A 24,773-nucleotide genomic window follows, 5' to 3' on the forward strand; every position below is an offset into this window, starting at 1 on the left:
TGCTAATTCACAATTAATTATTGTCGCATCATAGAGAAAAAGTTTATAAGTGGCTACACTTAACCCTTCAAAAATCTCAGCTTGTTTTAGATTTTATTGCAAATGAATACACAACGTGAACAATTGATATATACATGGCTTACATCTGTTCTTGAAAATGATCAATTTAAGATCGCTTTTTTAGCAGGTGATGCAAGCTTCCGCCGTTATGCGCGTATCGAGTTACAAAATAAAACGTATATGCTCATGGATGCCCCTCCAGAAAAAGAAGACTGTGTTCCGTTTGTGACCATTGACGAGTTTTTTGCGAGCCATGGCGTACGTGTGCCTCAGATCATCGCGAAAGATCTGGCTCAAGGTTTTCTATTGTTAGAAGACTTTGGTGATGTGCTTTTGTCGACATTATTAACTAATGAAACTGTTGATAAATACTACGAACAAAGTTTTAAACAACTTATTCAATTGCAATCTATTGACGGGACTAATCAGTTCCCAGCTTATTCTTACGAAAAATTAATGTCGGAAATGCAGCTACTCACAGACTGGATGTTGCCGTCGCTTTCTATTCAGCCGACTGCTGAACAGAAAAAAACGATTGATAATGCATTTGACTTCTTGGCTCACGCTGCATTAGCCCAACCGCAAGTTATTGTACATCGAGATTTTCATAGTCGAAATTTGATGAAAATTACCGATGAGCAAGAATTAGGGGTAATCGACTTCCAAGATGCTGTTATTGGCGCTGATACATATGATCTAATTTCGATTACTCGTGATGCATATGTTCAATGGAACGCTGATCGTGTTTATCAATGGTTTAAAGTGTTTTATGACCTGTTGCCAGCGTCGACTAAACAAAACCGTAGTTTTGATCAATTTAAACGTGATGCAGATTTAATGGCGATCCAGCGCCATATTAAAATTCTAGGTATTTTTGTTCGCTTGTTTGAACGTGATGGTAAGTCAGGTTATTTGAAGGATTTACCACGTGTCATGTGGTATTTGCTTGAAGAAAGCCGTGGTTACCCTGAGCTTGAAGAGTTTATGGTATTTATGAATAACATCGTGATGCCTAAATTTATCGAGAAATATGGTAGCTATGAGGTAGCAGCATAATGAAAGCAATGATTCTTGCTGCTGGCTTGGGCAATCGTATGCGTCCACTTACGCTATATACACCAAAGCCTTTGCTCGAGGTGGGTGGTAAACCCCTGATTGTGTGGCATATTGAAAAACTTAAGAAAATTGGTGTGACTGAAATAGTCATCAATTCTGCATGGTTGGCCGACAAGCTCATCAGTAGTTTAGGTGATGGCTCTCAATTTGGTGTGGATATCCGTTGGACACGAGAGGATGAAGGGTTAGAAACAGCTGGTGGAATTATTAATGCTTTGCCACTGCTTGGAACAGATCCTTTTATTCTGGTGAATGGAGATGTATGGACCACAATGAATTTTGAAGGTCTGCGCCATATTAAGCTAAAAGATGATTTGGCACATCTTGTGTTGGTTGATAATCCTAAACAGCATCCTGAAGGCGACTTTACATTATTGGATGGGCGCGCTTTTACATTCGATCAAGATGTGACGGGCGAAAACCTCACTTTTAGTGGTCTATCTGTTATTCATCCTAAACTTTTTGACGGATTGGAAGCGGGTAAGCGTCCTTTAGCTCCACTATTGAAGCAAGCGATGCATAATCAGAAAATATCTGGTGAAAAGCTTAAAGGTGCATGGGTAGATGTGGGAACGCCTGAGCGTTTAATGGAGCTAGATTTGCAAATTCGTGAAGGCTTCTACGATTAAGTGTGTAATCCCTAATCGTTAACTAGTGTTCCACGATGCATAAATGGGTATACTTTGTTTTAAATTTTACTTAGATGTTATCTGTTTATGCATCCGTTTTTTCAAGAGTTACAACAGGGTAGTCAAAAATTAGGTTTATCGCTTAGCGATGAAGCTTTGACATTATTGTTGAAGTATCAAGATGCTTTGGTACTTTGGAACAAAGCTTATAATCTAACAGCGATTCGTGATCCGAAAGAAATGTTAGTGAAGCATTTGTTAGATAGCCTAAGTATTTTGAAAGATTTGCCAACAGGCCGTTTGCTTGATGTAGGTACAGGTGGTGGTATGCCGGGCATGATCATTGCTTTATGTCAGCCGGAACGCTCATGTGTATTGCTTGATTCGAATGGTAAGAAAATTCGTTTTTTGAAACAGTTTATTGCTGACCTTAAGTTAAAAAACGTAGTAGCCGTGCAAACACGTGTTGAAAATCAAGATACAATTGATGAGCTTGGTCAATTTGATGTGATTACAAGTCGCGCTTTTGCTTCTTTAACGGATTTTGTGGATGCAGCTCAGCCATACTTGCATCAGAGCAGTATAATTGCAGCAATGAAAGGAGTTGTGCCAGTTGAGGAAATTGAGCAACTTAATCAGGACTTTTCATGTAAAGTGATTGAGCTGCGCGTACCAAGACTTGATGAACAACGTCATTTACTTTTACTTCAACGTATTTAAATAAAAAGTATTAGGGTTACCATGGCTCAAATTATTGCGATTGCAAACCAAAAGGGTGGTGTTGGTAAAACAACGACTGCAGTAAATCTTGCAGCGTCTCTAGCTGTATTAAAGAAACGTGTATTACTTGTAGATATGGATTCACAAGGTAATGCTACGATGGGGTCTGGTATTCAAAAGAACGATCTTTTGTATTCCATTACGGATGTTCTACTTGGTGAAGTACCAATTGAAACGGCCATTCAAAAAGCAGAAGTTGGATATAAAGTTTTAGGGTCTAATCGTGAACTTTCCGGTGTTGAGCTTGCTATTGCAGAACAAGAGGGCCGTGAATTCATTCTAAAAAATGCTTTGAATGAAATCCGAAACTCATTTGATTTTATCATTGTGGATTGTGCGCCAAGCTTGAGTTTGATTACTGTCAATGCTTTGGCAGCTGTAGATAGTGTAATCATTCCAATGCAATGCGAATATTATGCGCTAGAAGGTTTAGCTGATTTAACCCAGACTATAGATCGTATTCAAAAGGCATTAAATCCTGATTTAGAGATTATTGGTGTATTACGTACAATGTACGATGCACGAAATGCTTTAACACGTGATGTATCTGCTGAGTTAGAACAGTATTTCGGAAAAAAACTTTATGATACTGTCGTTCCGCGTAATGTTCGCTTAGCAGAAGCGCCGGCGCATGGTTTGCCTGTTATATATTTTGAGAAAAGTTCTAAAGGTGCAGTTGCATACTTAAATCTTGCAGCTGAGATGTTGAAGAAAAGTAAAGTAAAGAAAGGAAGTAAAGTATGAGCATCAAAAAACGCGGATTGGCTAAAGGACGTGGTTTAGATGCATTACTTGGTTCAATTCAAAAAGAAAAATTACAGCTGGAAGCACAGGCACTTGACCACGGACAGTTGAAACAAATTGATGTAAATTTATTGAAACGTGGTGAATATCAACCACGTCGCTTTATTCATGAGCATGATTTGCAAGAGTTAGCATCTTCTATTGAAAAACATGGAGTGATGCAACCTATTGTAATTCGTCCAGTTGATGATGAATCACATCCATACGAAATCATTGCTGGTGAACGACGCTGGCGTGCAGCGCAACTTGCGGGTTTAACTGAAATTCCTGCAATTGTTCGTGATTTAAATGATCAGGTTGCCATTGCATTAGCACTTATTGAGAATATTCAGCGTCAAGATTTAAATCCGATTGATCAGGCTATAGCCTTGCAGCGTTTTCATGATGAATTCGGTTTGAGCCATCAAGAAATTGCTGACACAGTAGGGAAAGCACGTACTACCGTAAGTAATTTACTTCGTTTGTTGAGTTTGGCGGATGAAATTAAAGATTTCATGCAGCAAGGCCAGCTTGATATGGGGCATGCTCGAGCTATCTTGACGTTAAAGGGTAAAGATCAATTAGACGTTGCTAAAATCGTAATTGAAAAAGGACTATCTGTTCGTCAAACAGAGCAATTGGTGCGTGATAGAAGTGAGCCTAAGCAGGAGAAGGAAAAAGCACCTGTAGCACCTGATATTGAACAATTGACACAAAAATTATCAGAGCGTTTTGGCGCTAATGTGAAAATTGATCATAATCAAAAAGGTAAGGGTAAGCTTGTTATTCATTACCATACTTTAGATGAGTTAGATGGCATTTTAAATATTTGTTTGCCTAATTAATTTGTATTTGGGTCATATATTTCTAATTTTATATTCTTGGGGAAGAAGATATGTGGGAACTTGTGAGAGCGGGTGGCTGGTTGATGCTGCCTTTAATTCTGTGCTCAATTTTAACTGTTGCGATCAGCATTGAACGTTTTGTTCGGTTAAGACGTTCACAAGTTCTACCCAAAGCATTAATTGATGATAGTTCGTTAAGAACTGAAGATATTGTGGAAAATTTGGAACAAAATGTAGAAGTGCAAAACAGTGCATTGGCTCACATTTTAAAAGCAGGTTTTGATCATCGTGAGCATGGTGAGCAATTTGCACGTGCGCAGATGGAAGTTGCAGCTTCTCAAGAAATTTCTTATTTAGAAAAAAATATTAATTTTTTGGGCACTTTAAGTGCTGTAGCGCCGTTACTGGGATTGCTTGGCACTGTGGTGGGAATTATTGAATCATTTCTTGTGATTGATTTTGGATCGGCTGGTAGTCCAAGTTTAATGATTCCGGGTATTTCTAAAGCGCTTATTACTACAGCTGTGGGAATGTTAATTGCGATTCCTGCTTTAGTTGCTTATCGCTATTTTCAAAGATTAGTACAAGATTATATTACTGACCTAGAACAGCAATCGACTTTATTTCATGCCTCATTGTTCTATAAACGTTCCTCGTCTATAGCAGAACATCGTCGTGTTGGGTGATGGGTGAATAGCCAGATGAAATTTAAACGTTCTAAGGTTGAAGACATTCATATCAATTTAACGCCTATGATTGACTGTTTGTTGTTCATTTTAGTTTTTTTATTACTATCGACTACTTTTAATCAGCCAAGTCGCCTCAATTTAACTTTACCAGATGCACAAGGTGTTCCACCAAAACAGTACGATCACAAAATTGAAGTCGTGGTAGACTCTTCTGGTCATTATGCTGTAAATGGTCAGGCACTTTCGTCTAAAGAGGTTGCTGATCTGAGTACTGCGATTAAGCAAGTTGCTCAAGAGCGCCGTGATTTTATGTTCATCATTGCTGCGGATGCCAAAGCGTCTCATCAGGATGTAATTCGCGTTATGGATGTAGCAGGACAACTCGGTTTTGTTAACATCAATATTAGTACCAAAGTTCCTTCTAGAGGTTTTTCTGAGTGAATCAAGATTTTAAGGTTTATTTGCGTCTCATAGCCTATTTAAAACCTTATTGGGGCGTGGCCTTATTAGTTCTTATCGGGTTCGGTATTAACTCAGCAACAGAAGTCTCCGTTGCTAAATTGATTAAATTTATTATTGATGCAATCCAAAGTGGCAGTAGAAGTGATTTGGATTGGTTCCCATTATTAATCATTTTATTGGTTTTTTTCCGTGGTTTAGGCCTTTTTATGGGAGGTTACTATACTGCGGTGATTTCACGTAGTTTGGTTTTTAGTATTCGCCAAGAAGTTTATGCCAAACTCTTAAGACTACCGGCACAATATTACCTAGATAATTCATCTGGCCATATTACTGCCAAGATTATGTATAACGTTGAGCAGCTAACAGCAGCTTCTTCGGAGTCATTAAGAGTCATCGTTAGGGATGGGATGATTACACTGGGATTATTAGGCTATCTGTTTTATACCAATTGGCGTCTTACTTTATGTGTTTTTGTATTTTTACCTGTAATTGGTGTATTGGTACGTAAAGCTTCAAAACGTATGCGAAAACTCTCATTACAGGTTCAAGATACAATGGGTGATGTGAACCACGTTGTTCAAGAGAGTATCAATGGTAATGCTGTAGTAAAAACTTTTGCTGGTGAAGAGTCTGAACAAGAACGGTTCTATAAGTCATCAGAAGAAAACTTAAAACGTGGTTTAAAAATGGTAATTGTACAAAACCTGAATAGCCCTGTGGTTCAGGTAGTAATGGCTTGTGCGATGGCCCTTATTGTATGGTTAGCTTTACGACCACAGATTTTAGGTAATACTAGTGCTGGTGAGTTCGTGGCTTACCTTACAGCTGCTGGTCTATTAGCAAAACCAGTTAAAAACTTGACTGATGTTAATGAAAAGTTACAACGCGGTTTAGCAGCAGCTCATTCTGTTTTTGAACTATTAGATTTGCCTGAAGAGCAAAATAACGGTCAGTTGAAACCTAAACTAAATGGTGCAATTCGTTTTGATCATGTGGCATTAAATTATGCTGATGGCGTACAGGCTATTAAAGATTTCTCTTTAGATATTCTTCCTGGGCAAACTGTAGCATTAGTTGGACGTTCAGGTGCTGGTAAAAGCTCATTAGTTAATATGTTGGTACGTTTCCAAGAGGTATCAAGTGGGCAAATTTATTTAGATGGTTTGCCAATTAATGATATTGATCTTTCTTGTTTGCGTACCCAAATCGCAATGGTAAATCAGCAAGTTGTATTATTTAATCGTACTGTTCGTGAAAACATTGCGTATGGTCAGTTGCAAGGTGCGTCAGATGAGGAAATTCATGCCGCTGCAAAAGCTGCATATGCACATGACTTCATTATGAATTTACCAAATGGTTATGATACTGTTTTAGGGGCACAGGGCCTAAACTTATCTGGTGGTCAGCGTCAGCGAATTGCTATTGCTCGAGCAATTTTAAAGAATGCTCCAATATTAATTTTAGATGAAGCTACAAGTGCTCTTGATAATGAATCTGAACATTTTATTCAGCAAGCATTTGATGAAGCGATGCAAGACCGCACTACGATTGTCATTGCTCACCGTTTATCAACAATTGAAAATGCTGACCGTATTGTAGTGATGGATCAAGGACAAATTGTTGAACAAGGTACTCATCAAGAACTCCTCGCAAAACATGGTGCTTATTATCAATTACATCAGCGTAATTTCGAGGATAACTAAGCATGTCATTAGTCCAGCTGATCCAGAATGCATGGAATAAACAATCGAGTTGGTTGATTGCTTTACGTCCATTGTCTTGCTTGTATCGGGCTGGGTTTTTACTAAATCGTAATCTTTATAATTCAGGTTTTAAGCAAATTTATAAAGCGCCCGTACCTGTGATGGTTATAGGTAATATCACAGTAGGTGGAAGCGGAAAAACTCCCTTGCTAATACAACTGGTGAATTATCTACAGCAGCATAATGTAAAAGTAGGGGTAATTAGTCGGGGATATGGGGGTAATGGTCCTTTTCCACTGCTGGTTACCTCGGGCGGCCAAGTAGCTCAAGCTGGGGATGAGCCAGCATTAATTGTTCAGGCTACAAGTGTACCAATGGCAGTAGGTCCTAATAGGCAGGCCGCAATAGAGTTATTGCTTGAGTCATCAGAAATAGATTTGATTATTAGTGATGATGGGTTGCAGCATTGGGCATTAGATCGACAGATCGAGTGGATTGTACTGGATCAAAATCGTGGTTTAGGGAATAAAAAACTATTACCTGAAGGTTATCTGCGAGAGCCTGTTGAACGTTTAGAAACTGGAACAGTGATTGAGCATACTCATAAACCTGCTACAGAATTAAACATGTATCTCGAGACAGGACAGCCATATTTACTTAACCCTTTATCTAATTCTAAACCAAGCTTTAATCTTGAGAATAATTATCATGCTGTAGTGGGTATTGGCTTTCCTCAACGGTTTTATCAAACCCTTAAAGATCTAGGGTTGAAGCAATTCGAAGAGCATGCCTTTCAAGATCATCATGATTACACAATCAATGATTTAATTTTTAATGATGAGCTGCCACTTATTACAACTGAAAAAGATGCAGTTAAACTATTACCGTTACTTGAAAAACATCCTGAATTTAAACAATCTATTTGGGTAGTTCCTGTTACAGCTGTGCTGTCTACACAGTGTTATCAGGTTTTAAAAATGCAATTGCAAGAACTTGATATTCAATTATCTTAGGAAGAAAAAATGAAACACATCGTCATTCCAGCACGCTTCTCAAGTTCGCGTTTGCCAGGTAAACCATTGTTGCTTATTCATAACCGTCCTATGATTTTACGTGTAGTGGATCAGGCAAAAAAAGTCGAAGGTTTTGATGATTTGTGCGTGGCAACAGATGACGAACGTATTGCTGAGATCTGCCGTGCAGATGGAATTGATGTAGTTCTTACCAGTGCAGATCATCCTTCGGGTACAGACCGTTTAAGTGAGGTGGCTCGCATTAAGGGTTGGGATGCAGACGATATTATTGTAAATGTTCAAGGTGATGAACCTTTATTGCCAGCTCAACTTGTTCGGCAAGTTGCAGAACTTTTGGTTGATAAACCAAATTGTTCAATGTCTACGTTGTGTGAGCCGATTCATACCTTAGATGAGTTCCAGCGTGACAGTATTGTAAAAGTAGTCATGTCTAAACAAAATGAAGCTTTATATTTTAGCCGGGCTACCATTCCTTATGATCGAGATGGGGCTAAGCATGATGAACCGACTTTACATTCACAAGCATTTCGTCATTTAGGTTTATATGCTTATCGAGTGAACTTATTACAAGAATACGTAACATGGGATATGGGGAAGCTTGAAAAGTTGGAGAGCCTTGAACAATTACGTGTTTTGGAAAATGGTCATCGAATTGCAATTGCTGTAGCCGAAGCCAATTTACCACCAGGTGTGGACACTCAAGCTGATCTTGATCGCTTAAATAGTATGCCTGTTGAATCTTTTGAATAAGCGTTAATTTTTAATGAATCCGAATGTAACTTCAAAGGTTTATCCTTGGCAGCAAACAACATGGGACACCTTGACAACAAGGTTTCCCAATATTGGACATGGTCTCTTATTTTACGGCAAGCAAGGTTGTGGAAAACATGCTTTTGCTAAGCAGTTTTTGGCATGGGTACTTTGTTTAAATAAGCAGCCGCAGGGCCCTTGTGGTGAATGTAGTAGTTGCCAATGGTTAAAATCAGACACTCATCCCAATTATGTTCATATCACAACGGATGAAGAAAATAAAAAACAGAATGCAAAAATTAAAATAGAAAAGATCCGTGACTTACTACCTTTCGTACAACAAACGGGAGAAGGTTGGCGCGTTATTGTGATTGAGCCTGCAGAAGCACTTAATTTGGCATCTTCAAATGCTTTGCTAAAGACTTTAGAAGAACCAGGCGAGCGTGTTGTTTTAATTTTATTAGCTGATCACTATCTTAAACTACCGGCCACTATTCGTAGCCGATTGCAACATTTCGCTTTAGATCGTATTTCATATGAGCAAGCTACTTCTTATTTGAATGAGTATTTATCTGAACTTGCAGAAGTGCAGCCTGATTTACTGCTTGGCTTATCTAATGATATGCCTTTACAAGCAATAGAAATTGCTCAAAGTGACTGGTTTGCGAAAAGGCAAATTTTCTTAAATGATTGGCTTAAAATTGTTGCTCAAAAAAATATGCCTTTATTTTTCTCAGGCAAATGGCAAAAAGAATTAAGTTTTAATGATTTTATAATGCTTTTTGAATACTTGTTGGGTGATTTAATTTGTGTCAAGCTAAACCAACCACAGAAAAATACTGATTTAGATTTTGATCAGTTAAGCCCATATTATGATTTAGAAAGCTTATTTAATATTTATAGTGAATTACAGCAAGCAAAAAAGCTTGTTGAACAAAATGTACAAAGCCAACTTATTATTGATCAATTATTTATAACGTTAATGAATATTTAAGGGGAAAACTATGCAGCCGCAAATGGGGGGGATTATTCAGGTAAATATTCCTGATAAAGCTACTTTGCAAGCAAGCTATATGGGATATGTGCAAGGTGGAGGCCTATTCGTACCATCAAAACAAAAGGTAAAGATGGGACAAGAAATTTTCATTTTAGCGACTTTGCCTGAGCAGTCTCAAAAAATTCCTCTAACAGGCAAAGTAATCTGGATCTCCCATAAGCAAAGTGGATTTAAACCTCAAGGTTTTGCTATTCAGTTAAGCGGAGATAAGGGAATTTACTATAAAACTGAGGCAGAACGAGTTTTGGCTGGTAGTATGTCTCTAGACCGTCCAAGTTATACGATGTAATTAAATAGGAAAGAAAAGTGTTTGTTGATACGCATTGCCATTTAACGATGTTAGATTTAACGCCTTATAACGGTGATCTGGACCTTGCGCTTGCAGCGGCGCGAGCAGAAGGAGTGTCTAAGTTTATGGCAATTTCCGTTGATCTCGATGACCATATTGCACTAGCTGAAATTGCAAATAAACATGCAGATGTTGGTTATACGGTAGGTGTACACCCTTGTGAGGATGTGGACACAATGGCACGTGCAACAACTGAGTATTTGATTGAATTGGCTCAATCAGAAAAAGTATGGGCTTTAGGTGAAACTGGACTGGACTATTATCACAGTACAGATTTTATTGAAGAGCAAAAGGTGTGTTTTGCAAGACATATCCAAGCTTCAAAAATTTTAAAAAAACCAGTTGTCGTTCATACCCGATCAGCAAAGCATGATACGGTAGATATTATCCGTGCTGAACAATCAACCCATGGGATCCTGCATTGTTTTACCGAAGATTGGGAAACTGCTAAAGCTGTGCTTGATTGTGGTTATTACATTTCTTTTTCCGGTATTGTGTCATTTAAGAATGCACAGGATTTGCGCGATGTAGCTAAACAGGTCCCACTAGATCGTCTTTTAATTGAAACAGATAGCCCATATTTAGCACCTGTCCCATATCGTGGTAAAACAAATGAACCAAAATACGTGCCTTATGTAGCCAAAGCGCTCAGTGATGTATATGATAAATCGGTTGAGGAAATTGCAATGATCACCTCACAAAATTTTGAGAACTTGCTAAAAGCGATTTAGGTTATAGAAACTATATAAGAGAGTAATTGCGTGAAGATGGATCGTCAGGCTCAGTTCCGAGCAAGAGAAGTATTAATATTTCAGGTTGCGGAACAATTATTGCTAGAAAATGGCGAAGCCGGAATGACACTCGATGTCTTGGCTGCTGAGCTTGATTTAGCAAAAGGAACTTTGTACAAACACTTTCAAAGTAAAGATGAGTTGTACATGCTGTTGATTATTCGTAATGAGCGTATGTTACTTGAAATGGTTCAAGATACTGAAAAAGCCTTTCCAGAGCATTTGGCTTTTTTCATGTTGCATCATTTACATCATCCTGAGCGAACAGTTTTATTCCATCAAATTGAGGAAAAACTCTCAATCACTGCTCAAGGCGTACATCATCTTTTTCACGAACTTTATCAAGTGCGTAAACAGAGATTGCGAATTATCATTCGTATGACAGACCACTACCTAGAATCTATTCAAAGCAGTATGCCTACACGAGATTATCTTGCTTCTATTTGGTCATTAACTCATGGTGCGGCAGCTATTCTCAATTCAAGTTTTTATCAACGATATTTAGGTTCAAGAGACACTTTAAGAGTGGCTTATATTGATCAGGCTTTAGCCTTGCCTAAACAAGCTGTTGAGCAATATGCTTAGGTCGATATGAAATCTCAATCACCACTTAAATCTCAAAAAGGTTTTACTCTCATAGAAGTGATGGTGGTGATTGTTATTATGACCATTATGACCTCTCTAGTTGTACTCAACATAGGTGGGGTTGACCAAAAGAAAGCGATGCAAGCAAGAGAGTTATTTTTGCTTGATATGCATAAGATTGGTAAAGAGTCGCTTGATCAGTCTCGTGTTTTAGCTTTATCTACTCTCAGTGAAACAGATGTTTCACCATTTTCTTATGAATTGTATGAGTATCATGACCAGAGTAAATTACAGGTCCAAGATTTAAAAAATCGCTGGCAAAAATATTCAGAATTTACTACGCGGCAACTGCCTAAACATGTATCGTTTACAATACAACCTTTAGATAAGCAAAACTATTCAAAAGCTACGAATACCGATTTAATTGGAGGGCAGGCTCCTCAGTTAATCTGGTTCGGTAACGGTGAAGCTAAAACTGTGAAAATACAGTTTTACTTTGAACAAAAACCAATTGGTTCAGAAATACAAATTGATCATTTGGGTAAAATAAATGAAATCTAAAGGCTTTACTCTATTAGAAGTAATGGTTGCTTTAGCAATTTTTGCAGTGGCGGCTGTCGCGTTAACTAAAGTAGCCATGCAATATACTCAATCTACCTCAAATGCAATTCTTAGAACAAAAGCACAGTTTGTCGCAATGAATGAAGTTGCTTTAATGGAAATAAATCAGGAATGGCTCGAAGGTACACAAAGCAAGCAAGTGACTTCTCAAGGTGAGACTTGGCAGATTGATAAATCTGCGCAATCTACAATTAGTCCAAATGTTCAAAAAGTAGATGTACAAGTTAGTTTATATGATTCTGATAAGGGGAAAGTTCAAAATGGTATTACTCACTTGGTATTTTTTAATTACCCCGTGAAAGCAAAATAATGATAAAGAATAAATATTTTTGCTCTCCAGGCCCAGCTTCACGTCTTGCGGCACGATCAGAGCAGATGATGAGGGGTTACTCCGAGCAAGGCTCTTCGTCTTGCACTCAGACAAAGCTTCGCTTTGTTAATCCTCGCTCAGGATTTACTTTAGTTGAGCTTTTAGTTGCGATTGCAATTTTTGCTATTTTATCTTTGTTGGGTTGGAAGGTTTTTGATTATTTACTAAAAGTCCGTGATCGTAATACTCAACATGAAGTGCAGCTATTTGAATTACAAGATGCTTATCAACAAGTTTTGCGTGATACATTGCAAATTATACCTTTATCAGCCAATCAAGGCGGGCAATTACGTCCAGCTTTAGAGATTGATAATCAAGTTCTCCGCTTTAGTAAGGCGGGTGTTACTGATCCATTAAAGCAAGGATTATCACCTTTTGAGCGTATCGAGTATCGATATGATCCTGATCAAAAAAAGCTTTATCGCCTTAAATATAGTAACTTAAATACTTCAAATAGAGAGCAACCCTTATCAAGTACGCTGTTGAGCCAAGTTGAACAATTTCAAATTATGGTTTTGACACCTCAAGAAGTAACAAAGTGGCCTGAAATTAATATTGACCCTACAAAACCTGATGAATTTAGGAAGTTGCCAAAAGGAATAAAAATGCAACTCACGGTTGCAGGTGTAAGTTATGAGTGGATTTATAGCTTAAACCAAGGTGATTTATCGCTCTCCAAACAGGGAGGTCAATAAATGTTACTCTATAAAAAAAATCAGCAAGGTGTAGCGTTACTCACAATTTTGATAATGGTTGCTTTGGCTACAATTTTAGCTGCCTCTATTGCAAAGCATCAAACTAATACTATGGAAAATACGGGTTATTTGATGCGTCAAAATCAGTCATTACTCTATGCAAAAAGTGCAGAAGCTTTTTTTTCTGAATTATTAATTCAAGATGCAAATAATGCTGGTGGCATCGATCATTTAAAGGAAAGCTGGGCTCAGCCAATGCCACCTTTCCCAATAGAAGATGGAGCCGTATCGGGGCGCTTACTAGATGAGTCAGGAAAATTTAATCTAAACAATTTAACGACCAATGAAGGCAAGGTAAACGAAGCTGCTAAAAATTGGTTTGAGCGATTGCTTGTGCGTGTAGGATTGCCAGCAGAGTTAAGTCAAGCAGTTATTGATTGGCAAGATCCAGATGATGAACCAAGCGGCCCTATGGGGGCAGAAAGTAACTATTATGAAGGACTTGACTCTGGCTATTTGGCTTCAAATGCTAAATTTCATCGTATAGAAGAGTTGAAATTGGTAAGAGGTTTTGAAGGCAAGAAATATGATTTAATCGCACCATACATTTCTGCATTACCTGAAAATACAAAAGTGAATGTTAATACCGCATCGCCATTAGTATTAGCGAGTATTGATCAAAAAATAGATTTAGGGACTATAGAAAAAGAACTTCAATTACGTCAACAGAATTTAAAGTTCTTTCAAAATATTGATGAATTATGGCAATTGAATGCTTTTTCAACAGTTGATCCACAAAAGAAAACTGAAGTTAATAGCCTTTTAGATGTGAAGTCGAACTTTTTTCAAGCACAAATTGAGGTTGTGTTGAATAATAGAAAAAGACAGTTTACAAGTGCCTTAATGCGCAGTGATAAGCAAGTTTATGTATATTCTAGAAATATAGTGCCTTTTAACTAATTGAAAAGTTATGATTTATTTACTTTAGATGTTTTTTGAAGTTTGTAATTATAAATTTTTCCAAGTTAAACGTTAAAGTAAATATAAACTGTCTATATGTGTATATTCGATATTCCTTCATCAGTCTTATCATACTTTTTGCTAATTGCTTCTAATTGAAAAGTGATGCGAAATTTTTGTCTTTTGCTTTATAATAATGTTCTTAGAAGGAATGATCGATTTGGCACATGTTAATTCGTAAGTTATTTAAGTTTGAAAATGCACATGTTGTACGTAACTGTACATCGGATCGTTGTAAGCGATCAATTCATGGACATAGCTATAAAGTTGAGTTATTGCTTAAAGCTTCGAAATTAGATCATGGGCAAATGGTTTATGATTTTGGACTCCTAAAAGGAGTAATAAAAGACTTATTCGATAGCTTTGATCACGCAATTTGTTTTTGGGAAAAAGATGATTCTCAATATATTGATGCATGTCAGACTTTTAGTGCTCGTTGGATTTCTTTACCTGTTTCACCATCGGCTGAACAGTTTTCACGTATTTTCTTTTATCTAGCTCAGCAAGTTTTACAATCAACAGTCACTCAAAATGGGGAAGGTGATGTTGAAGTATATTCTGTTATTGTTCATGAGACTGATACTGGATATGCTCAGAGTTTTATTGAAGATATTCAAAACGAACAAATGGGTATTTTAAGTCTTGATGGAATTGTTTTTTCAGAACAAATTCAGATAGAGTGGGCAAATCCACAAATGTATGAAGACTTGAAAAAAGGGATTAAATTTAATAATCCTCAAGTTGATTTGCAAGTCGAAGTATAAATCGAATTACTTATTTTATTTGTAGAATTGAAAATTGATCTAGGATGACATTAATGCAATTAACTGAGCAACAGCAAAATAAACTCAGTAAAGTTCAATTAGAAGAAAGTTGGAAAAGATCTTTAGCACCTTTTCTATTAAGTCCTCAGATGGATAGTTTGCGCGATTTCTTATTTCAACAGAAACAAGCTCAGAAAATAATATATCCGCCTAGTAAACAGATCTTTAATGCTTTAAATACCACACCACTGGCTGATGTGAAAGTTGTGATTTTAGGGCAAGACCCATATCACGGGCCAAACCAAGCGAATGGATTAAGTTTCTCTGTTCAAAAAGGTATTGCATTACCACCATCTTTGCGCAATATTTTTCATGAATTACATACAGATTTGGGTATTCCAGCTCCTCGCCATGGTGACTTAACAAAATGGGCTACGCAAGGCGTACTTTTACTGAACAGCGTGCTTACTGTTGAAGCTGGACAGCCAACCTCACATCAAAAGCAAGGTTGGGAAGCATTTACTGATGAAGTTATTGATGTTCTAAATGAACAGAGACAACATATAGTATTTATTTTGTGGGGTGCTTATGCACAGCGCAAAGGACAACGTATAAATAGAGATAAACACTTGGTTTTAACAGCCGCACATCCATCACCTCTTGCTGCAAATAGAGGGGGATTTTTTGGATGCAAAGTGTTTTCAAAAACAAATCAATATTTGAAACAACATGGCATTGAGCCCATAGACTGGCAATTGGACGCATGATGAACTCTCCCAATGTAAATAACTATCACCCGGACTTGGTGGTTGAAGAAGCAAAAAACGGCTGGCGTATAGTACGTTTGAATCATCCTAAATCGTTACATGCTTTAGACGAATCAATCGTAACGGCATTATTGCGTGTATTTGAAGATTTCCGTGACAATGAACAGGTTAAAGCAATTTGGTTAGACTCAACTACACCAAAAGCTTTTTGTGCAGGTGGTGATGTTAGAAAATTACGCCAACTTGTTATAAATCAAGAAGTCGATACCGCAAATAAGTTCTTCCAGCAGGAATATGCTTTAGATTTACTTTTACATAATTATGCTAAACCGGTTGTGGTTTGGGGAGAAGGTTATGTAATGGGCGGTGGTTTAGGCTTGTTTATGGCTGCACCATTCCGTCTAGTGACGCCATATTCACGTTTAGCAATGCCTGAAATTAATATTGGTTTATATCCTGATGTTGGTGCGAGCCGTTTCTTGGCAGATCGTGGTCCAATAGGTTTGTTTACGGGGTTAACCGGTTCAATCATGACTGCTGCTGGAGCATATAGCATCGGTTGGGCAACACATATTTGTGAAGCACAGCGTGATAATGTTTTGCAAAAAGTTTTAAATATTAATTGGGCTCATTATCCTGCAGGGGATTTCCGAGCAATTGATGATACTTTAAATAGTTTGCACCGTCCTGTTGCGGCGGGTCCATTGCAAAACTCACTTGATGTAATTCATAGCGTTTGCCGTGGTTTTAATTTTGAACAAGACTACCAAGCTATTGTTAGCTTGCGTGATGCGAGCAGTGATTGGTTACGTCAAGCGAGTGAGAATTTGCAAAAAGGATCTCCTAGTACCGCGGCAATTACTTGGTTACTGTGGCAATGGGGCAAACAAATTCACTCATGGGATGAGGTCTTTGATCTAGAGGCTCAGATTTCTGAGTGGAAAATACGTCATCCTGACTTTGTGGAAGGTGTTCGCGCACGCTTAGTTGATAAAGATTTATCACCTGAATGGAAACCATGTGATGATCTAAGCTTGAGAGGTATATTGGCTGATTGTCCACCAGTAACTTCAATTGATAGCTGGAATGCCTTACTTAGACAACACGGTGTGATCAACTAAAGTAAATGACTGAATATAGTGATGAATACTGGATGCAGCTTGCTTACGAGCAAGCTGAATTAGCCGCCCAGCAGGGTGAGATACCTGTTGGAGCGGTTCTGGTGAGCCAAAATCGAGTAATTGGATCTGGTTATAATGCTCCAATTACTTTATTAGATCCAACTGCACATGCAGAAATTCAAGCTATCCGTGCAGCGTGTTCCTCTTTAGAAAATTATCGATTACCTGAAGATACGACTTTATATGTCACTCTTGAGCCATGTACTATGTGTGTAGGTGCGCTCGTACATGCAAGAATTAAGCATGTGGTTTTTGGTACGCCAGAACCTAAAGCAGGCTCTTTGGTGAGTGCGCGTCAGTTATTACAGCAAGGTTATTATAATCATAGGTTTACATTTCAGAATGGTTGTCTACAAGAAAAATGTGCACAACAGCTTAGCCATTTTTTTAAACAAAGACGTGAGCAAAAGAAACAAGAGAAACAACAAAAAACGTCCTTAAATGATTAAAAATTAACATACTCTTATGGCAAACTAACGCGGTTTTAATGTCATGATTCTATTTAATAAGGACGATCCAATGCGTAATGTAATTACCGTAGAAAAAGAATTTAATGCTCCTCTTACTGATGTATTTAATTTGCTCTCTAAGCATTCAACTTACAATACTGCTTTTGCACCTTTACAGGTTGTGCGTGTTAAAGACTCCGCAGATTCTAAAAGACCTGATGGTTTAGGCTCAATTCGACGTATGGGATTTGGTCCAATTAAGCCACTTAAAGAAGAAATTACATTGTTGGAAGAAAATAAAAGTATTGAGTATAAATTAATAGAAAATCCTTTGATTAAACACCATTTAGGTAGAATCGAGTTTTCTGAGATTACTCCATACATTACCTTAGTTACATACCGCATCGAGTTAACGGCAAAAGCGCCAGTGGTCAGTAAATTAATCCTTGCACAGTTAAAACTAGCCATTACACTAGGCTTTTCGAGATTAGCTAAAGCATTTGCTTCTTAGTGAGAGTTCAATGACAGTTCAAATTATTACTATTGATGGTCCGAGTGGTTCGGGTAAAGGAACATTGGCCGCAAAACTTGCAGCACATTATCAATATCATTTACTCGATTCGGGTGCCTTATATCGTTTATTAGGGTTGTCATTACATAAACACGAGTTATTAGAGAAATTAGACAGTCAGCTTGATGAATGTATTCAATATGCACGTCAACTGGACATTAAATTTGAAACGTCTACCTCAGGGATTTTGGTCTTCTTGGATGGCGAAGATGTATCTCAAACAATTCGTACAGAACGAGTTGGTGAGTACGCATCAAAAGTTGCAGTGGTTCCAGAGCTTAGACAGGCACTATTTGAAAGACAAAGAGCTTTTGCGCAAAGCCCTGGTTTAGTTGCAGATGGTCGTGATATGGCAACATCTATCTTTCCAGAAGCCAATGCCAAAATTTATCTGACAGCTTCGGCAGAGTCACGCGCTGAGCGAAGAGTAAAACAGTTGCAGGGTATGGGGCTAGATGCTAAAATAAACGACATTTTAGCTAATATACAGGCACGAGACAAAAGAGATATGGAGCGAGAAGTTGCTCCGCTCAAGCCAGCCAAAGATGCTTATATCATTGATAGTTCGGAATTAACGATCGATCAGGTATTTAAGTTAATGGTTGATTATGTCGATAGCCGTACTATTTAGTAAATAGAATTATCAGTTGAAGCATAGCTTGATCAGTCTATAAAGACTATGTTGATACTTAACTAAACCGGCCTTGTCTGATCCAAGACCGCTGAATTTATCAGGTATATCATGACCGAATCTTTTGCAGCCCTCTTTGAAGAAAGTGAATTAAACCTCAACGTTGAAAAGGGTGCAGTCATCCAAGGTGTTGTTGTAAACATCGATAGCGACTGGGTAACTGTTGACACTGGCCTAAAGTCTGAAGGCATTGTTGACCGTGCTGAATTTTTAAATGAACAACGTGAACTTGAAGTTCAGGTTGGTGATACTGTTGACGTAGTTGTTGAAGCTCTTGACAACGGTATGGGTCAAACAGTTTTATCACGTGAAAAAGCTAAGCGTGCTGAAACTTGGACTAAACTTGAAAAAATCTTTGAAGATGGCGAAATCGTTACTGGTGTTATCTCTGGTAAAGTTAAAGGCGGTTTCACTGTTGACATCGGTCCTGTTCGTGCATTCTTACCAGGTTCATTAGTTGACACTCGTCCTATCCGTGACACTACTCACCTTGAAGGTAAAGAGTTAGAGTTTAAAGTAATCAAACTTGATGCTAAACGTAATAACGTTGTTGTATCTCGTCGTGCTGTTATGGAAGCTGAATCTTCTGCTGACCGTGAAGCATTACTTGCTCAACTTGAAGAAGGTCAAACAGTTACAGGTACAATCAAAAACCTTACTGATTACGGTGCATTCGTTGATCTTGGCGGTATTGATGGTCTTCTACATATCACAGATATGGCTTGGAAGCGTATCAAGCACCCTTCAGAAGTTGTTGAAGTTGGTCAAGAAGTTACTGTTAAAGTACTTAAATTTGACCGTGAACGTAACCGCGTATCTTTAGGCCTTAAACAATTAGGCGAAGATCCATGGTTAGCGATCATGAGCCGTTACCCTAAAGGTTCTATCGTTAAAGCTCGCGTAACTAACTTAACTGACTACGGTTGTTTCGCTGAAATCGCTGAAGGCGTTGAAGGTTTAGTTCACGTTTCTGAAATGGACCACACTAACAAAAACATCCACCCATCTAAAGTTGTTCAGATTGGTGATGAAGTTGATGTTATGGTTCTTGAAGTTGATGAAGAACGTCGTCGTATTAGCCTTGGTATCAAACAAACTCGTGCTAACCCATGGGAAGAGTTTGCTAAAGCTCATGAGAAAGGCGAAAAAGTATCTGGTACTATCAAGTCTATCACTGACTTTGGTATCTTCATTGGCTTGAACGGCGGTATCGACGGTTTAGTACACTTGTCTGATATTTCTTGGAACGAGCAAGGTGAAGAAGCTATTCGTCGTTACAAGAAAGGTGACACTGTTGAAGCTGTTATCTTGTCTGTAGACGCTGAAGGTAACCGTATCAGCCTTGGTATCAAGCAATTGAACAGCGATCCGTTCAATGACTTCTTAGCTGCTAACGAACGTGGTGCTTTAGTTAAAGGTACTGTAACTGCAGTTGATGCTCGTGGTGCAACTGTTAAGTTAGCTGACGAAGTTGAAGCAACTCTTAAAGCTTCTGAAATCAACCGTGACCGCGTAGAAGATGCGACTAAATTCTTAGAAGTTGGTCAAGAAGTTGAAGCGAAGATCATCAACGTTGATCGTAAATCTCGCTCTATCAACTTGTCTATCAAAGCGAAAGACGAAGCTGAAGAGAAAGAAGCAGTTGCTAGCTTGCGTACAGCAACTACAAGTCAAGACAATGGTCCTAAGACTATTGGTGACTTGATCAAAGCACAAATGAAGTAATAAGTTAACAAAGTACAGTTTCATGTAACGGAATTGTACTTTTTATACAAATTACTGTAAACGGTAGCCTAGTATTCAACATACTGCGCTACCGTTTTGTATTTAAACAGGTTATTATCGAACGACATAGAGTAGCAATAAATAACGAGGTCGTAGATGACTACTGAAGCTCTTAATAAGTCTGATTTGATTGAACGCATTGCGCTAAAAAACCCACACTTAGCTGAACCTTTGGTGGAAGAGGCGGTTAAAATTATGATTGATCAAATGATAGAAGCACTATCAACTGATAATCGAATTGAAATCCGTGGTTTTGGTAGCTTTGCTTTACACCACCGTGATCCAAGAGTTGGTCGCAATCCTAAAACAGGAAAATCAGTTGAAGTTGCAGCTAAAGCTGTTCCACATTTTAAACCCGGAAAAGCCCTTCGTGACGCAGTAAACGAATCTGGGAAATAAATAAAATTTATAAGTCGGGGTGTCTATGCGTTATATTTTAATTGCATTGCTTATTGTTGTATTTGGCTATTCTTTAGCACTTGTTTTGCAGAATCCAACAGAACTTTCTGTTGATTTGTTATTTACCCAAGTTCCAGCTATGCGTTTAGGCTTATTATTGCTACTCACATTAGTACTAGGAACAGTGGTCGGTCTTTTACTTGGTGTACAGGTTTTCAGAGTATTCCAAAAAGGTTGGGAAATTAAACGCCTGCGTAAAGATATTGACCATTTAAGAAAAGAACAAATCCAAAGTGCTCAATTAGCAGCGGCTGAAGCAGCTGCAAATGTAAGACATGAAAAAACCGTTGTAGATATTTATCCGCAAGATAAAAATTCTACTCCGCTATAATCCCCCCCGTACTACTCTTTATTAATGAGTAAAGAGTAGTATGTCTCTAAATTTTATCTCTTCTTTTATTCTTCTAAATATAAACGCTTTTGATCTTATCGCTTTAATTTTGGAAAGCAGCTCTCTACATTCCTTTATTCCTTCATGAGTTGTCTATTATAATAACGCTGATTTTATATGATGGAAGAAAGTCTCTTGAGTATCATTGTTGCGTTAGATGCAAAAAGCCAATATGACGCTTTAAAAATTGTTGAACAGCTTGATCCTGCTTTATGCCGCGTAAAAGTAGGTAAAGAGCTTTTTACTCATGAAGGCCCATCTGTTGTAAAAAAACTGCAAGAACAAAATTTTGAAGTTTTTCTTGATCTTAAATTTCATGATATTCCAAATACTACCGCTCAAGCAGTATGTGCAGCGGCTGATTTAGGCGTATGGATGGTAAATGTTCACGCTTCAGGTGGCCGTAAAATGATGGAAACTTGTGTGGAACGTTTAAAAGCGGGTAACTATCAAACCCAACTTATTGCTGTGACAGTACTCACATCAATGGGTCGGGAAGATTTAAAAGATATTGGTTTAGATATTGAACCTGTAGAGCATGTGAAGCGCTTAGCTAATTTAACGAAAGAAAGTGGCTTGGATGGGGTGGTTTGTTCTGCTCAAGAAGCTAAGATTCTTCGTGAATTGATCGGGCAAGACTTCTCTCTGGTAACACCAGGAATTCGTCCAGAAGGTTCTAATGCAGACGACCAAAAACGTATTGTGACTCCAAAGCAAGCTATGCTTGATGGTTCTACACATCTGGTTATTGGTCGACCGATTACTAAAGCAGAAAACCCAACAGAAATGTTGAAGTCTATTCTTGCTTCAATTACCTAAAAATTTAGGAATAAGCTAATTAATAACGGGGCAAGTAGGCTTAGTAATAAGCCGCTCATCATGGCATGTGGTACATAATGTGTACCACATGATTGTTTTACCATTGCTAAGGTAACATCCATTGAGGTTGCACCAGCACTTGAGATGGCAGGGCGTGGAAAACGCCAACCCATGGTATACATTAGAAAAATAGCAACAATTTCTCTAAATAAGTCGGTTAATAAGGCGATTCCACCCAACTCTGCCGAATGTAATTGCGTAAATAAAATCCCCGACATCGAATACCAGCCGTAGCCTTGTGCTAAAGCTAAAGTTTCATTAAGTGTAAAATGCTTGTGGAGCAAATAGTAATTCAAAAAGCCTGCTATACATGACCCTATAAAAGCGGCTAAGGGTACAATTAAAATTTTCCAGCTTAACCATGTGCGGTTAAAGTGGGTGAAGGCAAGTTCGATACCAATTAAAAAAATAAAAAGTAATAACAAATACCAGCTATTAAATGCGATATGTGAGGTGAATTGAGTAATGATAGCGCCGAATAAAACACCGACACCTAGTGCAAGAAAAGCCTTCGCAATATTCTTTAAAGCATTTACAAAAAGTTGTAGGGAAATTTTGCCTTTAACACTTTGTTTATCAAAAATTGTATAAGCAAATAAACACGTAAAGAACGAACCAAAAGACGTGGTAAGAGCAATGATAATAGCGGGTGGGAGTATGGCAGAAGGATTCTCGATTTGGTCAAGGGCCAAGGTTAATTCAAAAGCTACACTAGCTAAAAGAATATAAGAAAAATAGGGCAGTATTTTAAATATAAATTGTCGGATATTTAGAGATAGTTTGGGTGCTAGGAAATAACCGAAAGCCAGTGCTAAAAAAATTTGAATGATGAGATAAAAAGATTGCATATAATAGATAGATTGTTATCAATCTACCTATTATGTCTTGAACATTTTAAGCTGCATAGCTTTGTGAGCTTTTATTTAAAAGTAAGTAGTCTTTGGGCTTAACTTTACGTGTTTCTAACCAATACCTCCATGTGTAAGTTGGCCATAGTGAAAAGTTTCTACCATCGGCAGATTGATACCAACTACTACACCCACCAGCTTGCCATACGGTTCCTTGCAGCTGCTTTTGGACACGTTCGTTAAAAGCGTCTTGAATTTCAGGCTTGATCTCAATTGCTTTTTGACCAGATTCTTCTACTAACTGAATAAGCTGTAAAATGTAATTTACTTGAGATTCAATCATAAAAATAATCGAATTATGACCTAGAACTGTATTAGGGCCTACCAGTTGGAATAGATTGGGAAAGTTTTTAGTCATAATACCGTAATAGCTTTCAGCACCATCTTTCCATGCTTGTTTTAACTCGATTTGATTACGTCCGATACATGTGAAATGTTTTAAATAAATGTGTGGGTCAGTAATAAAACCTGTACCGTAAATTAAACAATCAATAGATCGTTCTTGACCATCTTTAGTAACAATAGTGTTTTCTTTGATCTCTTGAATGCTATCTGTTACTAGCTCAACATTTTTTCGGTTAAAGGTAGGAAAGTATTTATTTGAGATAAGAATACGTTTACATCCCATAACGAAGTCAGGTGTGAGTTTTTTTGCTAACTCTTTATCTTTAACTTGAAAACGGATGAATGCTTCTGCCAATTTTTGGCCATACTTCATGATTTGAGGTTGAACAATGGGTACAACGCGAGATTCATTACTCCAGTAAAGACGACTACGATGAATCTGGCGATAAATATTAGAAGATTTGAATAATGCTTTACTTAAGCTTGAATATTTGCGCTCATCACGTGGTATTACCCATGCAGCTGTTCTTTGAAATACATAGAGCTGTTTAACATCTTTGGCTATTTCAGGAATATATTGAATTGCGCTACCACCTGTACCAATAGATGCGACTGACTTTCCGTTTAAGTCATAGTCATGTTCCCATTTTGAGGAATGAAATACTTTTCCTTTAAATTTTTCAATCCCTTTGATAGGAGGAATTTGTGGGATGTGTAGGGGACCAGATGCAAAAACTACAAATTGAGCTTCTATAGAAAGTTGGTTCTTAAAATCTAGAGTCCACACATGACGTGTTTCATCATATTGGACATGAGTTACGTCATGGTTAAATTTACAGTAATCTTTAATTTTATATTTTTGTGTAATGTCTTGAATATAATTAAAGATCTCTGGTCCCTCAGCATAGCGTTTTGTCCAATCTGTTTTTGGTGCAAAAGACAATGAATACATATGAGATTGAACATCACATGCTGCACCTGGATAACGATTTTCTCGCCAAGTTCCACCGACATCGTTTGATTTTTCTAAAATAACAAAGTCTTGCTGTTGATTTTGGAGTAAACGGATTGCCATTGCTAGGCCACCAAAGCCAGCACCAATAATAGCGATTTTAGTTTTTTGAATAGCATCTTGCTTTGCGTTTAGCATTGGAAACTCTGCATAAGCTGAAAAGAGGATTGCACGCAAGACTAACGTTTTTTAATCAGTTTAAACATGATTGTATCGACGTGAAAATTGATAG

The 24,773-nt window shown here is 37.8% G+C and carries 30 protein-coding genes; 28 read left to right on the forward strand and 2 right to left on the reverse strand.

Annotated elements, in window-relative coordinates; genetic code table 11:
• Positions 1 to 102: 102 nt before the first annotated feature.
• The 28 genes from WBW42_RS10545 (at position 103) to pyrF (ending at position 22,216) form a co-directional block, all read left to right on the forward strand.
• Positions 103 to 1,116 (forward strand): aminoglycoside phosphotransferase family protein, encoded by a 1,014-nt coding sequence (locus WBW42_RS10545; protein WP_032057023.1) that lies wholly within the window; start codon positions 103 to 105, stop codon positions 1,114 to 1,116.
• The gene (murU, locus tag WBW42_RS10550; protein WP_032057022.1) at positions 1,116 to 1,805 is read left to right on the forward strand and encodes an N-acetylmuramate alpha-1-phosphate uridylyltransferase MurU; all 690 of its coding nucleotides are present in this window, start codon (positions 1,116 to 1,118) and stop codon (positions 1,803 to 1,805) included. The genes WBW42_RS10545 and murU overlap by 1 nt, the downstream gene beginning before the upstream one ends.
• A gap of 87 nt (positions 1,806 to 1,892) precedes the next feature.
• Complete coding sequence (gene rsmG, locus WBW42_RS10555; RefSeq protein ID WP_032057021.1) at positions 1,893 to 2,525, forward strand: 16S rRNA (guanine(527)-N(7))-methyltransferase RsmG; 633 nt, start codon at positions 1,893 to 1,895, stop codon at positions 2,523 to 2,525.
• A 21-nt stretch (positions 2,526 to 2,546) separates the two neighbouring features.
• Positions 2,547 to 3,329, forward strand: coding sequence for a ParA family protein (locus tag WBW42_RS10560; protein ID WP_002121458.1), 783 nt, complete (start codon positions 2,547 to 2,549; stop codon positions 3,327 to 3,329).
• On the forward strand, positions 3,326 to 4,213 hold the full coding sequence (locus WBW42_RS10565) for a ParB/RepB/Spo0J family partition protein (RefSeq protein ID WP_002121476.1): 888 nt from the start codon (positions 3,326 to 3,328) through the stop codon (positions 4,211 to 4,213). The genes WBW42_RS10560 and WBW42_RS10565 overlap by 4 nt, the downstream gene beginning before the upstream one ends.
• A 50-nt stretch (positions 4,214 to 4,263) precedes the next feature.
• The gene (locus WBW42_RS10570; protein WP_002121473.1) at positions 4,264 to 4,899 is read left to right on the forward strand and encodes a MotA/TolQ/ExbB proton channel family protein; all 636 of its coding nucleotides are present in this window, start codon (positions 4,264 to 4,266) and stop codon (positions 4,897 to 4,899) included.
• Positions 4,900 to 4,914: 15 nt separating this feature from the next.
• A complete protein-coding gene (locus WBW42_RS10575) occupies positions 4,915 to 5,343 on the forward strand; it encodes an ExbD/TolR family protein (protein WP_002121347.1) in 429 nt (142 codons plus the stop codon).
• Entirely contained in the window at positions 5,340 to 7,067 is a 1,728-nt protein-coding gene (msbA, locus tag WBW42_RS10580) for a lipid A export permease/ATP-binding protein MsbA (RefSeq protein WP_002121388.1), read from the forward strand. The genes WBW42_RS10575 and msbA overlap by 4 nt, the downstream gene beginning before the upstream one ends.
• A gap of 2 nt (positions 7,068 to 7,069) precedes the next feature.
• Positions 7,070 to 8,080, forward strand: coding sequence for a tetraacyldisaccharide 4'-kinase (gene lpxK, locus WBW42_RS10585; protein ID WP_002121338.1), 1,011 nt, complete (start codon positions 7,070 to 7,072; stop codon positions 8,078 to 8,080).
• Positions 8,081 to 8,089: 9 nt separating this feature from the next.
• The gene (gene kdsB, locus WBW42_RS10590; protein ID WP_002121419.1) at positions 8,090 to 8,851 is read left to right on the forward strand and encodes a 3-deoxy-manno-octulosonate cytidylyltransferase; all 762 of its coding nucleotides are present in this window, start codon (positions 8,090 to 8,092) and stop codon (positions 8,849 to 8,851) included.
• A gap of 13 nt (positions 8,852 to 8,864) precedes the next feature.
• Complete coding sequence (locus WBW42_RS10595; RefSeq protein WP_032057020.1) at positions 8,865 to 9,845, forward strand: DNA polymerase III delta subunit-related protein; 981 nt, start codon at positions 8,865 to 8,867, stop codon at positions 9,843 to 9,845.
• 10 nt (positions 9,846 to 9,855) lie between these two features.
• The gene (locus WBW42_RS10600) at positions 9,856 to 10,197 is read left to right on the forward strand and encodes a PilZ domain-containing protein (RefSeq protein WP_002121335.1); all 342 of its coding nucleotides are present in this window, start codon (positions 9,856 to 9,858) and stop codon (positions 10,195 to 10,197) included.
• 17 nt (positions 10,198 to 10,214) lie between these two features.
• Positions 10,215 to 10,988, forward strand: a complete 774-nt coding sequence (locus tag WBW42_RS10605) for a TatD family hydrolase (RefSeq protein WP_017399499.1) — start codon at positions 10,215 to 10,217, stop codon at positions 10,986 to 10,988.
• Positions 10,989 to 11,024: 36 nt separating this feature from the next.
• Positions 11,025 to 11,633 carry a TetR/AcrR family transcriptional regulator gene (locus tag WBW42_RS10610; RefSeq protein ID WP_005069536.1) on the forward strand — a complete coding sequence of 203 codons (609 nt, stop codon included), beginning with the start codon at positions 11,025 to 11,027 and terminating at the stop codon, positions 11,631 to 11,633.
• Between the two features lie 6 nt (positions 11,634 to 11,639).
• Positions 11,640 to 12,194 carry a type II secretion system protein gene (locus tag WBW42_RS10615; RefSeq protein ID WP_005069534.1) on the forward strand — a complete coding sequence of 185 codons (555 nt, stop codon included), beginning with the start codon at positions 11,640 to 11,642 and terminating at the stop codon, positions 12,192 to 12,194.
• Positions 12,184 to 12,564 (forward strand): type II secretion system minor pseudopilin GspI, encoded by a 381-nt coding sequence (gspI, locus tag WBW42_RS10620; RefSeq protein WP_032057019.1) that lies wholly within the window; start codon positions 12,184 to 12,186, stop codon positions 12,562 to 12,564. The genes WBW42_RS10615 and gspI overlap by 11 nt, the downstream gene beginning before the upstream one ends.
• Positions 12,564 to 13,319 carry a type II secretion system minor pseudopilin GspJ gene (gene gspJ / locus WBW42_RS10625; protein ID WP_032057017.1) on the forward strand — a complete coding sequence of 252 codons (756 nt, stop codon included), beginning with the start codon at positions 12,564 to 12,566 and terminating at the stop codon, positions 13,317 to 13,319. Before gspI ends, gspJ begins: the two co-directional genes overlap by 1 nt.
• A complete protein-coding gene (gene gspK, locus WBW42_RS10630; RefSeq protein ID WP_005076277.1) occupies positions 13,320 to 14,279 on the forward strand; it encodes a type II secretion system minor pseudopilin GspK in 960 nt (319 codons plus the stop codon). It abuts the gene before it with no gap.
• Between the two features lie 227 nt (positions 14,280 to 14,506).
• Positions 14,507 to 15,103 (forward strand): 6-pyruvoyl trahydropterin synthase family protein, encoded by a 597-nt coding sequence (locus WBW42_RS10635; protein ID WP_002121363.1) that lies wholly within the window; start codon positions 14,507 to 14,509, stop codon positions 15,101 to 15,103.
• 53 nt (positions 15,104 to 15,156) lie between these two features.
• Positions 15,157 to 15,870 carry a uracil-DNA glycosylase gene (ung, locus tag WBW42_RS10640; protein WP_002121342.1) on the forward strand — a complete coding sequence of 238 codons (714 nt, stop codon included), beginning with the start codon at positions 15,157 to 15,159 and terminating at the stop codon, positions 15,868 to 15,870.
• Positions 15,867 to 16,991, forward strand: coding sequence for an enoyl-CoA hydratase/isomerase family protein (locus WBW42_RS10645; RefSeq protein WP_081404035.1), 1,125 nt, complete (start codon positions 15,867 to 15,869; stop codon positions 16,989 to 16,991). Before ung ends, WBW42_RS10645 begins: the two co-directional genes overlap by 4 nt.
• A 5-nt stretch (positions 16,992 to 16,996) precedes the next feature.
• Complete coding sequence (gene tadA / locus WBW42_RS10650) at positions 16,997 to 17,500, forward strand: tRNA adenosine(34) deaminase TadA (protein WP_002121378.1); 504 nt, start codon at positions 16,997 to 16,999, stop codon at positions 17,498 to 17,500.
• A gap of 70 nt (positions 17,501 to 17,570) precedes the next feature.
• Complete coding sequence (locus WBW42_RS10655) at positions 17,571 to 18,011, forward strand: SRPBCC family protein (RefSeq protein ID WP_002121449.1); 441 nt, start codon at positions 17,571 to 17,573, stop codon at positions 18,009 to 18,011.
• Between the two features lie 10 nt (positions 18,012 to 18,021).
• On the forward strand, positions 18,022 to 18,702 hold the full coding sequence (gene cmk, locus WBW42_RS10660; RefSeq protein WP_002121478.1) for a (d)CMP kinase: 681 nt from the start codon (positions 18,022 to 18,024) through the stop codon (positions 18,700 to 18,702).
• 111 nt (positions 18,703 to 18,813) lie between these two features.
• Positions 18,814 to 20,487: a 30S ribosomal protein S1 gene (gene rpsA / locus WBW42_RS10665; RefSeq protein ID WP_002121348.1), complete on the forward strand. Its 1,674-nt coding sequence runs from the start codon at positions 18,814 to 18,816 to the stop codon at positions 20,485 to 20,487.
• 156 nt (positions 20,488 to 20,643) lie between these two features.
• Positions 20,644 to 20,946 carry an integration host factor subunit beta gene (locus WBW42_RS10670; protein ID WP_002121337.1) on the forward strand — a complete coding sequence of 101 codons (303 nt, stop codon included), beginning with the start codon at positions 20,644 to 20,646 and terminating at the stop codon, positions 20,944 to 20,946.
• A gap of 25 nt (positions 20,947 to 20,971) precedes the next feature.
• The gene (locus WBW42_RS10675; RefSeq protein ID WP_002121360.1) at positions 20,972 to 21,337 is read left to right on the forward strand and encodes a lipopolysaccharide assembly protein LapA domain-containing protein; all 366 of its coding nucleotides are present in this window, start codon (positions 20,972 to 20,974) and stop codon (positions 21,335 to 21,337) included.
• 180 nt (positions 21,338 to 21,517) lie between these two features.
• Positions 21,518 to 22,216: an orotidine-5'-phosphate decarboxylase gene (gene pyrF, locus WBW42_RS10680; RefSeq protein WP_045126426.1), complete on the forward strand. Its 699-nt coding sequence runs from the start codon at positions 21,518 to 21,520 to the stop codon at positions 22,214 to 22,216.
• On the opposite strand, the gene WBW42_RS10685 is transcribed toward pyrF, so the two are convergent.
• Both WBW42_RS10685 and WBW42_RS10690 read right to left on the reverse strand, forming a co-directional pair.
• On the reverse strand, positions 22,213 to 23,124 hold the full coding sequence (locus tag WBW42_RS10685; protein ID WP_032057014.1) for a LysO family transporter: 912 nt from the start codon (positions 23,122 to 23,124) through the stop codon (positions 22,213 to 22,215). The two genes, pyrF and WBW42_RS10685, sit on opposite strands and share 4 nt — an antisense overlap.
• 46 nt (positions 23,125 to 23,170) lie before the next feature.
• The gene (locus WBW42_RS10690) at positions 23,171 to 24,718 is read right to left on the reverse strand and encodes a flavin-containing monooxygenase (protein WP_081404034.1); all 1,548 of its coding nucleotides are present in this window, start codon (positions 24,716 to 24,718) and stop codon (positions 23,171 to 23,173) included.
• Between the last annotated feature and the right edge of the window lie 55 nt (positions 24,719 to 24,773).

This window comes from Acinetobacter sp. LT1, assembly GCF_059800965.1.

Coding starts and splice junctions, on each gene's coding strand:
- cmk (WP_002121478.1), top strand. CDS start 18,022: ATGACAGTTCAAATTATTACTATTGATGGTCCGAGTGGTTCGGGTAAA.
- WBW42_RS10545 (WP_032057023.1), top strand. CDS start 103: ATGAATACACAACGTGAACAATTGATATATACATGGCTTACATCTGTT.
- rpsA (WP_002121348.1), top strand. CDS start 18,814: ATGACCGAATCTTTTGCAGCCCTCTTTGAAGAAAGTGAATTAAACCTC.
- WBW42_RS10575 (WP_002121347.1), top strand. CDS start 4,915: ATGAAATTTAAACGTTCTAAGGTTGAAGACATTCATATCAATTTAACG.
- gspJ (WP_032057017.1), top strand. CDS start 12,564: ATGATAAAGAATAAATATTTTTGCTCTCCAGGCCCAGCTTCACGTCTT.
- WBW42_RS10595 (WP_032057020.1), top strand. CDS start 8,865: ATGAATCCGAATGTAACTTCAAAGGTTTATCCTTGGCAGCAAACAACA.
- murU (WP_032057022.1), top strand. CDS start 1,116: ATGAAAGCAATGATTCTTGCTGCTGGCTTGGGCAATCGTATGCGTCCA.
- WBW42_RS10685 (WP_032057014.1), bottom strand. CDS start 23,124: ATGCAATCTTTTTATCTCATCATTCAAATTTTTTTAGCACTGGCTTTC.
- pyrF (WP_045126426.1), top strand. CDS start 21,518: ATGGAAGAAAGTCTCTTGAGTATCATTGTTGCGTTAGATGCAAAAAGC.
- WBW42_RS10635 (WP_002121363.1), top strand. CDS start 14,507: ATGTTAATTCGTAAGTTATTTAAGTTTGAAAATGCACATGTTGTACGT.
- tadA (WP_002121378.1), top strand. CDS start 16,997: ATGACTGAATATAGTGATGAATACTGGATGCAGCTTGCTTACGAGCAA.
- gspI (WP_032057019.1), top strand. CDS start 12,184: ATGAAATCTAAAGGCTTTACTCTATTAGAAGTAATGGTTGCTTTAGCA.
- WBW42_RS10655 (WP_002121449.1), top strand. CDS start 17,571: ATGCGTAATGTAATTACCGTAGAAAAAGAATTTAATGCTCCTCTTACT.
- ung (WP_002121342.1), top strand. CDS start 15,157: ATGCAATTAACTGAGCAACAGCAAAATAAACTCAGTAAAGTTCAATTA.
- WBW42_RS10560 (WP_002121458.1), top strand. CDS start 2,547: ATGGCTCAAATTATTGCGATTGCAAACCAAAAGGGTGGTGTTGGTAAA.
- lpxK (WP_002121338.1), top strand. CDS start 7,070: ATGTCATTAGTCCAGCTGATCCAGAATGCATGGAATAAACAATCGAGT.
- WBW42_RS10645 (WP_081404035.1), top strand. CDS start 15,867: ATGATGAACTCTCCCAATGTAAATAACTATCACCCGGACTTGGTGGTT.
- WBW42_RS10670 (WP_002121337.1), top strand. CDS start 20,644: ATGACTACTGAAGCTCTTAATAAGTCTGATTTGATTGAACGCATTGCG.
- kdsB (WP_002121419.1), top strand. CDS start 8,090: ATGAAACACATCGTCATTCCAGCACGCTTCTCAAGTTCGCGTTTGCCA.
- gspK (WP_005076277.1), top strand. CDS start 13,320: ATGTTACTCTATAAAAAAAATCAGCAAGGTGTAGCGTTACTCACAATT.
- WBW42_RS10675 (WP_002121360.1), top strand. CDS start 20,972: ATGCGTTATATTTTAATTGCATTGCTTATTGTTGTATTTGGCTATTCT.
- WBW42_RS10615 (WP_005069534.1), top strand. CDS start 11,640: ATGAAATCTCAATCACCACTTAAATCTCAAAAAGGTTTTACTCTCATA.
- rsmG (WP_032057021.1), top strand. CDS start 1,893: ATGCATCCGTTTTTTCAAGAGTTACAACAGGGTAGTCAAAAATTAGGT.
- WBW42_RS10565 (WP_002121476.1), top strand. CDS start 3,326: ATGAGCATCAAAAAACGCGGATTGGCTAAAGGACGTGGTTTAGATGCA.
- WBW42_RS10600 (WP_002121335.1), top strand. CDS start 9,856: ATGCAGCCGCAAATGGGGGGGATTATTCAGGTAAATATTCCTGATAAA.
- WBW42_RS10610 (WP_005069536.1), top strand. CDS start 11,025: ATGGATCGTCAGGCTCAGTTCCGAGCAAGAGAAGTATTAATATTTCAG.
- WBW42_RS10570 (WP_002121473.1), top strand. CDS start 4,264: ATGTGGGAACTTGTGAGAGCGGGTGGCTGGTTGATGCTGCCTTTAATT.